The organism is Labilithrix luteola (assembly GCF_001263205.1).
GTDB lineage: Bacteria > Myxococcota_A > Polyangia > Polyangiales > Polyangiaceae > Labilithrix > Labilithrix luteola.
This window is the reverse complement of the sequence record NZ_CP012333.1, coordinates 4,111,516-4,123,991: the sequence shown is the minus strand read 5'-3', so window position 1 is coordinate 4,123,991 and position 12,476 is coordinate 4,111,516. Positions and strand designations below refer to the sequence as shown.

General features: G+C 66.1%; 11 protein-coding genes. 3 read left to right on the top strand and 8 right to left on the bottom strand.

All coding sequences use genetic code 11. The features are described 5' to 3' along the window. Positions 1-876, bottom strand: a complete 876-nt coding sequence (locus AKJ09_RS18395) for an AraC family transcriptional regulator (RefSeq protein ID WP_169927641.1) — start codon at positions 874-876, stop codon at positions 1-3. Positions 877-1,063: 187 nt separating this feature from the next. Here AKJ09_RS18395 and AKJ09_RS18390 point away from each other — a divergent pair, with 187 nt between their 5' ends. Next, positions 1,064-3,355, top strand: a complete 2,292-nt coding sequence (locus tag AKJ09_RS18390; protein ID WP_169927640.1) for a membrane dipeptidase — start codon at positions 1,064-1,066, stop codon at positions 3,353-3,355. 3 nt (positions 3,356-3,358) lie between these two features. On the opposite strand, the gene AKJ09_RS18385 is transcribed toward AKJ09_RS18390, so the two are convergent. The 3 genes from AKJ09_RS18385 to AKJ09_RS18375 form a co-directional block, all read right to left on the bottom strand. Then, on the bottom strand, positions 3,359-4,831 hold the full coding sequence (locus AKJ09_RS18385) for a neutral/alkaline non-lysosomal ceramidase N-terminal domain-containing protein (RefSeq protein WP_146648504.1): 1,473 nt from the start codon (positions 4,829-4,831) through the stop codon (positions 3,359-3,361). Positions 4,832-4,928: 97 nt separating this feature from the next. After that, a complete protein-coding gene (locus AKJ09_RS18380; RefSeq protein WP_146648503.1) occupies positions 4,929-5,171 on the bottom strand; it encodes a hypothetical protein in 243 nt (80 codons plus the stop codon). Beyond that, a complete protein-coding gene (locus AKJ09_RS18375; protein ID WP_146648502.1) occupies positions 5,168-6,649 on the bottom strand; it encodes a hypothetical protein in 1,482 nt (493 codons plus the stop codon). The genes AKJ09_RS18380 and AKJ09_RS18375 overlap by 4 nt, the downstream gene beginning before the upstream one ends. Before the next feature lie 279 nt (positions 6,650-6,928). Between AKJ09_RS18375 and AKJ09_RS18370 the strand changes: the two genes are divergently transcribed. After that, the gene (locus AKJ09_RS18370) at positions 6,929-7,912 is read left to right on the top strand and encodes a hypothetical protein (protein ID WP_146648501.1); all 984 of its coding nucleotides are present in this window, start codon (positions 6,929-6,931) and stop codon (positions 7,910-7,912) included. A 36-nt stretch (positions 7,913-7,948) separates the two neighbouring features. Here the strand turns inward: AKJ09_RS18370 and AKJ09_RS18365 are convergent, their stop codons facing one another. The 4 genes from AKJ09_RS18365 to AKJ09_RS18350 all read right to left on the bottom strand — a co-directional run bounded on the left by AKJ09_RS18365 (position 7,949) and on the right by AKJ09_RS18350 (position 11,213). Further along, positions 7,949-8,722 (bottom strand): hypothetical protein, encoded by a 774-nt coding sequence (locus tag AKJ09_RS18365; protein WP_146648500.1) that lies wholly within the window; start codon positions 8,720-8,722, stop codon positions 7,949-7,951. A gap of 61 nt (positions 8,723-8,783) precedes the next feature. Continuing rightward, positions 8,784-9,527 carry a hypothetical protein gene (locus AKJ09_RS18360; RefSeq protein WP_146648499.1) on the bottom strand — a complete coding sequence of 248 codons (744 nt, stop codon included), beginning with the start codon at positions 9,525-9,527 and terminating at the stop codon, positions 8,784-8,786. Between the two features lie 139 nt (positions 9,528-9,666). Continuing rightward, positions 9,667-10,422 (bottom strand): hypothetical protein, encoded by a 756-nt coding sequence (locus AKJ09_RS18355; RefSeq protein WP_146648498.1) that lies wholly within the window; start codon positions 10,420-10,422, stop codon positions 9,667-9,669. Continuing rightward, positions 10,419-11,213: a hypothetical protein gene (locus AKJ09_RS18350; protein WP_146648497.1), complete on the bottom strand. Its 795-nt coding sequence runs from the start codon at positions 11,211-11,213 to the stop codon at positions 10,419-10,421. Before AKJ09_RS18350 ends, AKJ09_RS18355 begins: the two co-directional genes overlap by 4 nt. A gap of 351 nt (positions 11,214-11,564) precedes the next feature. Between AKJ09_RS18350 and AKJ09_RS18345 the strand changes: the two genes are divergently transcribed. Continuing rightward, positions 11,565-12,449 (top strand): DUF6585 family protein, encoded by an 885-nt coding sequence (locus tag AKJ09_RS18345; protein ID WP_146648496.1) that lies wholly within the window; start codon positions 11,565-11,567, stop codon positions 12,447-12,449. Positions 12,450-12,476: the final 27 nt, after the last annotated feature.

The following is a 12,476-nucleotide window of genomic DNA, read 5'->3' as shown; positions in this document are numbered from 1 at the left end:
TTACCGAAGCGACTTCGATTTCGCCGGCTCCTCCCCGGCGTGCGGTCGTTGAGCGCGATGACGAGCGATCCGAAATGCCCCCGGCGTCGTCTTGTGATGTTGACGGAAAAGCGTGACGAGATGGGATCCGGAGCTCGCACCGACTCTTGCCGCGAGCGCATCGAGGTCCAGCTCCGTCGTCTCGAGGAGACGTTCCGCGCTTCGGAGGATGTGCAGCTGCTTCTCGGCGCGGAGTGACGTCCCGCACTCGGTCAGCCGACGCTGCAGCGACCGTATGCTCGTGCCGAGATGTTTGGCGATGGCCGCCGGAGCGACATCGGGCGGGAGTGCATCGAGTGCCGCGCGCAGGCGCCGGACGGGCTCTGGAAGCCCGAGAAGACGTGCCTTCAGTGCCTCGACCTCATCACGGACGTCGACCGCGTCCACGGCTTCGAAGGCCGCGCCGGGATCTTCGCAGAACTCCACCGGGTGGGCGGGCTTCAAGAATTGGAACATCCCCACGACGGCAGCATGGGCAAACCCTCCTCGATGAAGGACGACCTGTTTCCCAACGTTCGGTGACCACGCATCGCGACGCTGCTTCAGGTGCGCAAGCATCGTCTCGAAGGACATGAGGTCGACGGACTCGAGGTCGCGCACGTCGACGAGCGACGTGTGACCGCGAAAGAGCGGGTTCGCGCCGACCTCGTACGCTTCGACCATCTCGAGGACGTCCGCTTCTTCGGGACGCCCCCACATCATCATGCCGAACACCCTGCGCTCCGCCTGCCAGTAGGCGAAGGAGCGCCGCAAGACGTAGCGTCGCGCCGGCGGCCCGAAGAATTCCTGGAGTGAGGGAACGAGCGTGAAGGCCTCGTTCGATTCGCGTCGCCCCACGTCATGAACGTACAACCGTCCGTCGCGCTCGCGCCATTCCATTTCATCAGCGCGCCACGCTGCGCAAAGCGTCTCACTGCGCGTCGGCTCTCACTAATCTCGCGGCATGTTCGACAACTCTCGACGAGGGCGCGGACGAGCGCTTGGTGCAGTTTTCGCGCTATTTGGCTTCAGCGCCGCCACATCAATGGTCATTTCGAATGATGCATTGGCGGCGAATTGTGGCGGCGTCGGGCAGGCCGGCTGCGGCGTGTTCAAGTCCGACTGCGCCTCCGGCCTCATCCTCTATCAGGGCAAATGCGAGGTGAAGGGCGCGTGCGGGGCGGACGGCCAGCGACCTTGCCTTGCAGTTCCGCTCGAGCGAGTTCCCTCGTGCAATGCGGGCCTCGTCGAGCTGGCCGGCAAATGTTTGAAGCGCGGCGTGTGCGGTGACGAGAACCAGCGCGCGTGTCTCGTCATCGAGCGCGTTCCGAGCTGCAACAACAAGAACCTCGCCGAGCGCCCGGGCAACCCGGCCATGTGCATTCATCCTGCGTGCGGGCGCGCCAACGAGCGGCCGTGCAACATCGTCACCGAGCGGCCTTTCGGCACCTCGTGTGACGTCGGCATGGCGGAGGTCGGCGGCCGTTGCGTCGACCGCGCCTCGCTCGATTGTGGTCGCATGGGCCAGCGCGCGTGCACGTTGGTCGAGCGCGCCGCGATCGGAAACCGACCGTGCGACCCCGGCCTCGACGAGGCTCCGGGATGCAACGGCGAATGCCGTGGCTCGAGCGGCATGTGCTTCAACAAGAACCTGCCGATGACCGAGCCGGACATCAACATGAGAACGCCCGCGCCTGCCGTCACGGATCCGATGCGTGGCTTCGCCGATCTCCACGTCCACATGTTCGCGAACCTCGCGTTCGGAGGCGGCACGCTCGCGGGCGCGGCGTACGATCCGGTCGGCGGTGCTGCGAAGGCACTCAGGGCCGACTTTGGCACCGACCTCGATCTCGTCTTGCCGGCCGGGAACCAGCAACGTGTCGGCATCTGCCCCCCGCTCGTTCCGAACTGCGGGGCGAACGTCATGCACGGCGACCACATCCCCATCATCGACGACTTCCTGGGCGTGAACGGCGACGCCTCGAAGAGCTACTTCGGCGCGCCGATCTTCACCGGATGGCCGACCTGGCACTCCAAGACCCATCAGCAGGTCTATTACAAATGGCTCGAGCGAGCCTGGCGCGGCGGGATGCGGGTGATGGTCATGCTCGCCGTCGCCAACGAGTTTGCGTGCACGTTCTCGAAGCATCTTCGCGGCACGCAATGCACGGACTCGATGGCGAGCGTCGACAAGCAGCTCGATGCCGCCATCGCCTTCGAGACCTGGCTCAACACGCAGCCGGGAGGCGGTTGGTTCAAGATCGTGCGGACTCCGGACGAAGCCGAGCAGGCCATCCGCGCCGGCAAGCTCGCCGTGGTGCTCGGAATCGAGGCCGACACGCTCTTCGGTTGCAAGCCGAACGCCCAACACTGCACGCCGGCGTACATCACGTCCCAAGTCGACAAGTACTACGGCAAGGGCGTTCGCTACATGTTCCCGATCCACGACTTCGATACGGCGATGGGAGGCTCCGCGCTCTTCATCAACCTGCTGGGTGTCGCGAACGTGAAGATTGCAGGAGCGCCGTTCATCAGCGCGCCGTGCCCCGGGATCTCGGACCTGGGCACGCTCAACTGCAACGTCAAAGGGCTGTCACCCGGCGCAGGCAACGTGCTCATCAACAAGCTGATGGACCTCGGCATGATGATCGACATCGATCACATGTCCTCGAAGATGATCGACGACACCTTCGCGATCGCCGACAAGCGCGGTGGTTATCCGTTCTTCGTCGGCCACGGGCTCTTCAACGAGGTCTACGACACGTCGAAGGTGAAGAATCGCCACGAACGGATGCGCACGGCGGCGCAGCTCGCCCAGCTGAAGAAGTTCGGATCCTTGGTGTCGGTCATGACCGAGGACGAGCTCGAGCCGGCGCAGACCCGATGCAAGAACTCTTCGGTCAGCTTCGCCCAGAACTACAACTACGCCGTAGGCAAGATGGGCGTCGTCGCGTTCGGAAGCGACTTCAATGGAATGGCGGGCCACGTCGGCCCGCGCTTCGGAGACGAGGCCTGTGGACGGGAGGCCTCGCAGAAGAACTCGCAGACGACGCGCCTCGCCTACCCGGTCACGATCCCGGGCTTCGGCATGTTCGACAAGCAGGTCAGCGGTCAGCGAACATTCGACTTCAACGTCGACGGCTTCGCGCACATCGGCCTCTACCCCGACTTCCTCGGGGACCTGATGGCGCAGAGCGTCTCGATCGAGCCCGTCATGCGGTCGGCCGCCGAGTTCGTCGCAACCTGGCGACGAACGACCGCTCCGAAGTCGCCTCCAATCAACAAGCCGGCGCCAGTGAAGGTCCTTCCCTCGCCCCTTCCGACGAAGAAGCCGTAACGCCTACTTGGCGAGGACTTCCTTGAGCCGATCCAGGGCGGCCGTGACGAGGCGGTCGCCCGTGTCGCGACCGTAGAGAGTAGCGGCCGCTTCGTAGCCGCCGGCGTCGTACTCGTCGGCGTCGGTGACGTAGGACATGTGTCCGTTCGAGAGGCCGAAGACGAGCACGTGTTCGAAGCCGACGTTCTTGCCTTCGTCACGGATGCGGAGGCCGAGCGTGTGAATCGGCTCGCCGGGGATCGCGGCGATGACGTCGTCGTCGATGCGGATCGCCTGGAAGCGGAACTTGTGGTCGACGAAGTCGGGACCGAGCTCGATCGAACCGAGAGGCGCGAGGATCGAGAGGTCGAGGGCCGGCGTCGAGAGCGCATCCGGACGCGCGACGAGTGTGGCCTTGCCGAAGTCGACGACGGCGTTTGCCGTGGCGAGGCGCAGGTGATCACGCGTCTTCGTCGCATCGCGAATCTCGACGACCTTGTGTCCGACGATGGCTCCGAGCGAGTCGATGGCCGCGTCGCCGCCTTGCGCGGGGGCGATGTCGCCCTCGGCTCCTTGCGCGAAGAGCATTGGGACGCCCGTGGCCTTCTCGACGTACGCGGCGATACCGCCGGCAAGATCGGCCGAGAATGCGAAGTTGTCGGCGCCGAGGGCCGTCGGGTGGATGGAGAAGTTCACGAGCGTGGCCATCGGCTTGTCGTTCACGTCGTCGACGCGAAGGACAGCCATGGTCTTGTCGACCGAATCCTCGGTGAACACCTTGGAGATGCCCGCGCGACGGTTCTTCGTGGCGCCTGCGAGCTCACCCCAACCGAAGCCGACGTGCGCCGGCGCGAGCCCCTTCTCCGCGGTCACGATAGCCGTCGCGCATGCCTTCACGAAGTCGTCGTGGACGGAGGCAACAAGCGCGTCGGTAGCGGCCTGCTCCCAGAAATGAAGGTTCGTGAGCGCGCCCGAAGTGGAGTGCGAATGGCTCGCAAACACGACGAGGTCGTCTTTCTGAATGGGCGAACCTTGCGCCGATGCGGCCGCGACGATGTCGTCGACGAGCGAGCCGAGCATTGCGATCGCGTCGACGGAGAGGAACGTCACGCGCTTGCCGGCGCTCTCGATCACGAGTGCTCGAGCATGGAGCGCGTCGCGCACGCCGGTCGACGGCTTGAAGTACATGCTCGGCGTGCTCGAATCGAGGTCCGGGAGAATTCGACGGCGCCCCGTGTAGCCGGCGAGAGGAACGCCGATTGCCGGGGTGGTCTCCACCGTCGCGACGCCCGCACGCACGTCGCCGAGGTCCTTCGCGGGAGGCGTGCTCGTCGCCGGAGGTGCTCCCGTGCCCGTTTCGGCCGGTGGATGCGCAGGCGGAGTCGCGTCCTGCGTGGTGACCATCTCGCCGGACGAGTCGAGGCCGCACGCCGCGACAACGAGCGACACGCCAAAGGCGGAGAGGAGGGCCCGGACATTGGCAGCTCGGATCGGCATCGCGCCGTCGTGGTTATCTGCAAATTCCCCCGATCGCTACTCTCCGCGCGTCCACACTCCGTCACGAAAGCCCGCAGAAAGAAGAGACTTGACCGTTCTACCGAGCGGCCTTCGGAGAACCGCTTCCCGAGCGTGCCGCGAGGCGTGCGCGTCGATCGGGAATGGCTTCGGTGACGCCCGTCGGGAGGTTCTCTCCCGCGGGGAGCTCGCGGTGGACGTTCTGCGCTGGCGCGATGGTGGCGTCACGGCCGCGCACGAAACTCTGCTCGCCGACGATCACGCGATACGCCTTGTCGAGAGCGAAGGCGCGTTCGGGGCTCGGGACGAGAAGTGTGCTCACGTCGGTCTTGAGACGAACGGCTTTCCGCGGATCGAGCTTGCCGTGACCGTCGAAAAAACGCGTGAGCAGTTCATCGTTGGCGCGGAGCTCGTCGCCGGCGCCGTTCTGCTCGAGGTAGTGGGTGTATTCGCCGCGTCCGTCGGCCCGCAAAGGCTCGCCGATGTTCGACAGATCGCGCTGCGTCGGATGCGACCAGCCGCGCTGGAACGCAGCGGACGTCTGCTTGCGACCGAACGAGAAGATGCTGTCGTCGGTGACGCCGACCCCGAATGGCATCCGATGCAGAAGCCGTGTTCCTCCGCCGTCTGCGGGCGGAGCTCGCCCTCGGCGTCTTCGATGAATCCGTGGATGGACCAACCTGCGCGATTGCCGATGCCGCGCTCGGACGAGGCCAGCGTCGGTCGCTTCTTCGTGGGGGATTCGTCCTTTTCGGCGGCCTCGCTGGAGGCGATCAGCTCGAGGCGGTCATAGGTCACCCAGACCTCCTTCTTCATGTACCGGAGCTCTTTCATTCGCGGCGCCATGCGCACGCGGCCGTCCTGGACGTCGAGGTAGCGGAGCGAATGCGCGAACTCGGTCCCTTCGGGGAAGAGGCCCGCAGCGAGATGGACCGCGTCGGCGTTCTGCTGCGCCATCGCGCGGCCGACCCAGCGCATGCTGCCGTCGCCCGGCTTCCAGCGGTACTTGAGGACCCGCGCCTCGCCGAGCTTGCCGTCGCCGTCGAGATCCTGACCGAGTGCCTTTTCGTCGGTGGGCTCGATCGGAACGTCACGACGTGCGATCAACGCCTCGACCGTCGCGAGGTTCACCTTGTAGACCCGCAGATCGAAGTGACCCGGCGCGTCTTCGCGGAAGGCCTCCGGTAGGCGGATCATCGCATCGCCGAACGATCCGTTCGTCGGCCAGAAGCCCCCGGGAACCGGGAAGTACGCGTAGGCGCGCCAGCCCGTGTAAGCGCCGTCCTTCGTGTGATCGAAACCGGCCTCGTCGAACTGGAAGGCGACGTCAGGCATCCAGCCCGACCACTCACCATCGCCGTCACGATCCCAGGCGGGCGTCGTCCGGAGCCGCTCCGGAAGAGCGCGATAATTGTCGTGGCGCACCCACGTCGCGATCTCGTCGTTCGAGATCCGAGCGATCGCTGAGCGGCGATCGACGTAGAGATTCGTCCACGGATTGACGCGGCTCGCGGGACCGAACTCGTACGCGAGCTGCAGTGAACTGTCCGCCGTGTAGTTCGGCGGCAAGGCATCGGCGTGACACGTGAAGCAAGGATTGTGGACGCGCCCGTCTTCGTCCTTCGTCTTCGTGTAGCACTGCGGCGGGATATAGGGCGTTCCCAGTGGGATGGCTTCGAACGCTTTGTTCCCGGCGCTCGCATCCGAGGCGGCAACGCGTGGGGCAGGCGCCGCATCGGCATCGGCACGCGACGCCTGCGTGCGACAGGCCGCGACGAGCGTCGCGAGAGCGAGCCCCAAAGAACTGGACGTAAGGCGGCAACGTCGGAACATGGTGACGCCGTGAATCGGAAGTATGGCGTACGCCAATGCCGATTGCATCGACGTGCCCCATCGGGTCTCGTGCCTGCACGTTCGGGCAGAGATGGCATTTCCTGGGCCAAGAGCGTGGATCGTCCATGGACCGGTATCTCGGGACGCGGTGCGACACGCGCCGATCGGTGCCAGTTCTTCCCGGAGATCGTAGGGCGAACGGCGCCGACGCGAATGGCACGATCCGTGAACTAGGCGCGGACGTTCATGCGCCCGCTCCTCGCCGCCGCCTCGTTCGCCTCGTTCGCCGCTCTCGCCGTCGCGTGCGCCTCGCATACCGAGGAGAGCGACGACTCGGCCGACGCCATCACCAAGCCTGGAGAGACCTCACCGGCATGGCTCTACGAGGGCCCGATGCCGACGCTCGAGTCGCCCGAGATCGTCACGTCGATCGTCGGTCATACGTTGCGCGTGACTGGCCTTCTGCCTCGCACGTACGACACGTCGAAGCTGCCTTGGTATGCCGTCACCGAGCGCGTTGCCGATCGCACGCGCGTGCACGTCGTCTATCCCGTCGCGACCGGCAAGATGATCGACGGCAAGTGGAACAACGTTCCCGGCTCGTACGATCACCTCAACGTGCGTCCGTTCCGGCCGAACGATCCCGCGCAGCTCGGCAAGGAGCACTGGGGTGGCTTTCCGTTCCTGAACTACCACGACGCACGCCGCTTCGCGATGCACGGCCCGATCGACTTCACCGAGGACTTCCCCGGCGCCACACCCGGAGCGCAGGACTGGCGCCTCGTCCGCGGTCGCATCTCCGCCGGCTGTCAGCGCATGCAAGGCGAGCACGTCCTCGAGCTCACGAACATGCTCGGCTTCGACATGAGCAAGCCCTGGACGACAGCGACGAACAAGCCCGACCCGAAGAACAAGGTCGAAGGGAAGTGGATCCCGATCAAGATGACGGTTCTCGACGAGCCGCAGTACGACACGTTCGAGGGCACGATCGTCGACGTCGACTACCCGAAAGACCCGAGCGTGCCCGCCCTACCCGAGGGCAAGCCGGTGAAGGTGTTCGGCACCTGGGACGCCAACGAGATGCGCGCCTGGGCGTGCCCCGTCGCCAAGGCCGACGATCCGAACCGCACCCCGCAAGTGAAGCGCACCGACGCCCGCTTCAACGGCACCTACTGCGCGCGCACGCACGGAGCGAATACGGCGTCGCCGGCGTCGGGCGGCGCCCTCTAGTCCGTCGGTCGATCGCACGGCTCGCAGGCGCGCGACTCAGCGTTTCAATGAGTCGTAAGGCGCCAGCGCCTGATAGGGATGGGCCAGCCCTTCCTCCTCCAGCGCTTCGGGTGATTTCAGCAGCGGGTTCGCGGCGACGTCCGTGGACTGCAGCAGGCGCTCCAGCCGGTCGTGCTCGGCGGTGGGATCGTAGGGCGTCCCGAGATCGAAGCAGGCCGCGGTGACATAGGGGCCGCGCCGCCATTCCTTCCATCGACCAAAGAGATCCTCGGTCGGTCGCACGACCGGCGCTGGATGATGGAGGACGATCCGGTCGATGCAGCCCTCCAGCCAGGCGCGGTAGGCGGCATGAGCGGACTCGGGCAGCAGATGGTGGGCCAGCCGCGCCAGATAGACGAAGGCCGACTCCCAGTCCGCTGGCGAGTCATCCGCCTCGTGCAGCGCCGGCGTCAGCCAGGTGAAGCCGCACCAGAGCGGCCCGCGGACCGGCCCGAGCCATTCGTCGCGAGCGCGCTCGTCGAACTCCAGGTAGCGGCGATCGGCCAGGCTCAGCCAGGCCGATTCGACGACCAGGGCGGGATAGGGATCGTCGTTCAGCTCCCGCAGCCGGGCCACCACCACCTCGTAAAGCGCGATGCACAGGCCCAATCGCGATCGCAGGCTGGCGGGCTCCGCCCGGAGCGCGAGGGCTTCGACCTCGTCCATCGGCCAGGCGAAGTCCTTGCTCGCACGGGCATCGCTCCAGAGATAGCGAATGCCCTGACGGTCATAGCCGTTCAGGTCGGCGAACGAATGGATCGGTTGGCTCATGGCTAGGTCGGGGCTGGGCGTCGTGCGTCCGGTCGGTCCCGCGGCGGCGCGCGACGAGACATCAGGCGAAGACGTAGGGCTCGCCGGGGAAGCCCTGCGCGCGCATCTCGTCGGCAGGCACGAGGAACGGATTGCTCGCGGGATCGGCGGCCGTGAAGAAGGCGTTCCAGTCGGCGGCTGCGGCCGCCGGTTCGCGCGGCACGCTCAGATCATCGAGCCAGGCGCGGGGCACCGCCGCTTCGCCGCTGTAGTCGAACCGGATCGCGTCGCGGTCGAAGTCGGGACCGCACGGATCGGTGACGGCCATCGCGATCAGCGTCTTCTCCAGCCAGGCCTCGAAGCCGCTATCGGACGGCAGCACATGGAAGGCCAGCAGCGCGCAGAGGCCGGCCTTGGTGGTCATCTCCGGCTTGCCCTTGAGATACATCAGATGCAGCATCTCGAGGTGAATCAGCGCCTCCTGCAGCGGGCCGGCGGGATCGCCAGGCTCGGTGAGGTCATCGCGCACGCTGTCGAGGTCCAGGCTGCGCGCATAGGCCTCGGACACCTGAGAAGCCCAGGCGGCCTCGATCCGCTGCAGCGCGTCCTGCACATCGGTGAAGCCGGATAGGCGCCAGACCACCCATTCCAGACAGCCCAGAGCGAAGGCCATCTTGCCCTTGTAGTTGACCTTCGCCAGCGCCCTCCCCAGCCGCGGCGGCACTCCGTCGAAGTCGTCGAGACGCATCGCGATCTCGTTGCTCCAGGGGAAGGTGAGCGGGGCCTGGGTGACGGCGGCGGGAATGTGCGCGGGACGTTTCAACATGGGGAGGAGCATCCGAAGGAAGGTGATGAGGACGACGCGAGGCTCGCGAGACGGGCCGAGGGCATGATCTGCCGTTGGCCTCCAGTTCGCAATCGTCCTGGGTGAGCAGCTCGGAGTCCGAGCGGGTGTGCGCATTCGCTCATCGCGATTGCCCCGCCCCAGGTCGGTAGCGATAGGGCGGCCCGGGAAGGTCGCCGATGCCGTCAAGCGCGGTGGGATCCGGCAGGGTCGGGTTGGTCGCGGGGGCCAACGCTTGGAGGTACTCGTCCCAGAGCCGCCACGCCTGCAAGGGATGGTAGGGCTGAGCAGGGTCGAACGCCTGCGGCGGCACGGCGGCCCCCTGATCCGGAAAGCTGTCGAAGAGATCCGGCTCACGACCGGCCAGTTCGACATCGATGGCGTGGACTTGCTCCAAGCGATCGACACAGGCCTCCCACCAGTCCTCGAAGGCCTCGGTGTCAGGCAGCACGTGCGTGACCAGGTTGTGCATCCAGCAGGCCCTGAGCGCGACGTTCGGGTGGTCGCTCAGGCCGTACATCGCGTCGTTGACGATGGACATCGCCATCGCCAGCGGGCCGCGCACGGGGCCGCGCCAATCGTCGTCGGACGTTTCCATGTACGCGCAATACGCCGGATGCGCAGCCCCCGCCCAGGCCGCCGCCAGGTAGTTCTGGGGGATGACGTCGGCATGGCACGCGCTGAAGCGTTCGACGAGCCATTCGGCGGCGGCGATCGTCAGGCCGAGATTGGCCTTGCCGGTCAAGGGATCGATGCGTTCGAAGACGTCTTCGTCGAGGTAGCGGTAGTAGGCGATGACGTTCCGCTCATCCCATTCGAACGACAGGTCCCGGCTGGCAATGCGCGCCGCCTGCGCAAGCTTGCGCACCGCGCTCATGCCGTGTCGCCTTGGAGGATCGGGCCGCGGTAGGGCTCGCCTTCGAAGCCCAACGCGAGCATGGCTTTTGGGGACCGCAGAAAGCGATTGCGCTCCCAGTCGAGCCCCTCGAGGAAGCCTGTGACCAGCGCCTGTCGCTGCGTGGGCTGGTAATCGGTCTCGAGGTCGAGGATGCAGGGCGGCAACGGCTGGCCGCGATGTCGGCCGACGAACCGCTTCCACTCGTCGAGGCTCGGAAAGCTTCGTTGCTTGCGGAACGGCTCGTCCGGCGCCCTGGCGTGGAGCTGCAATCGCTCGATCGCCGCGTCGAGCCAGCGGACCATGGCGGGCCGGTGGGCCTTGGGCATGATGTGCTGGACGATGTGCGCGGCATGAAAGGTCTGGGAGATCGGCGCGTAGTAGCTGTCCCAGAACCAGTCGACGCTCAGGCCTTCCCACATGAACAAGGAGACCTGCAGCAGGGCCGACAACGCCGCCGGCTCCTCCGGTACCGCACGCACATGACCGGCGTCGCGGTCCACGTAGCGCCAGTCGACCTGGTGAGCGAACGCCGCCTCGGCCAGCTCGAGCGCCGGCAGCGCCTCCTCGGTTTCGTCCCTCAGACGCCACGCCGCCCAGGTCAGCAGGCCGGCGCACAGCGAGAGCTGGCCACAGGTCGTCAATCCGTCCAGCTTCTTCAGCAGCGGGGTGACCGCGCCTTCGGGGCCGATGTGGGCCAGGGAACCTTGCCACTCGAAGTCGACCGGCGAGCCCTGAAGCGAGGCAGGCATGTAGGGCGGGAGCATCGGCATCGTGGGGATCCTAGCTTGACCATCCATCGTCGACGCCGCGGTCAACCTTCCAAGAGCTCCGTCTCGGCAATCATCCACTACAAGGCGCACGCGGTCGAAAGATCGCCAAACGCGAGTCGGATGGCCGCCGTAAGTGGTGATTCCCTGCCCCGGCGCTGGCGTGATCCGGCTCAAGGAAGATTCGCTCCAGCCAGACGTACGGAGAACCATGCAACAGGGTCTTCCTCCCAGCCCGCACGGCCACATTCCGTCCGGAGGGGAGGCGTTGACAAGCCCCCCCTGTCTCAGGTTCGCGGACCAGAATAGGCGCGAGCTCGCCATCGCGGCGCTCTCTTAGCCATGGCGCCTCACGTGTCGTTTGTTCCTCCGCAGGTTCCCCAGAGTCCGCCGTCCGGCATGGGACGACTCGTCGACCGCGCGAAGGTAAGCGTGGTCGGGGGATGGGTTGTCCTTTCGGTCGGCGTGATGTTGCTCGTTGCGTGGGCGGGCCTCAGCATGGCGTTGGTCATCGACCAGCTCAGGAGGACTCCCCCGGCGAGCAACGTCTGGATTGGCCCTCTTGTGGTGGCGTTCTTCTTCGTCCCTCTCGGCGTCATCTTCACTGTGAAGGGCCTTCGCGGCCGCATCTTGTGCATGGAGCTCTTCGAGCGCGGCGTCGTCTTCACCAACTACAGGGGTGGGCAGACGCTCCTCTGGGAGGACATCACGGCCGTGTATTGGGAACAGTTCTCACACCGGACCGACGTCGCGCTTGGCCTCGAAGTCACGACACACCGCACTGCGAAACTCACCATCGTCCCGCGCTTCGGCAAGCACGTTGTCGTGGACGAGCGATTCCCTAGGCATGTCGAGCTCGCCGCGGTCATACGTGACGCGGCTGGCGAAGCAATGCTCCCCCGTCACGAGGCGGCTCTCATGAGGGGAGAGCGTATCTTCTTCGGCCCCGTCGGGATCGACCGCTGGGGTCTCCACACGGCCCAGGCCGCATATCCATGGGAGATCGTCGCGGCGGTTCGGTGGGAACCGGATGGTCCGAGCGCTTGGTATTCCGTCTACGGGACGAACCATGCCCGTCTGACAACGCTCAGCGCGAGCGCGATCCCGAACGGCATCATCTTCCAGATCATCCTCGAACGACTCGGTAAGCTGGGCGCTTCGGCCGGCGCGGATGCCGCGCTCGGCGACGGGCTCCTGACTGCCGCCCGCCGCCTTCTTACACGTTCGCGCGTCAGCTGATCCGTATCAACGAGTCTCTGCGACGCC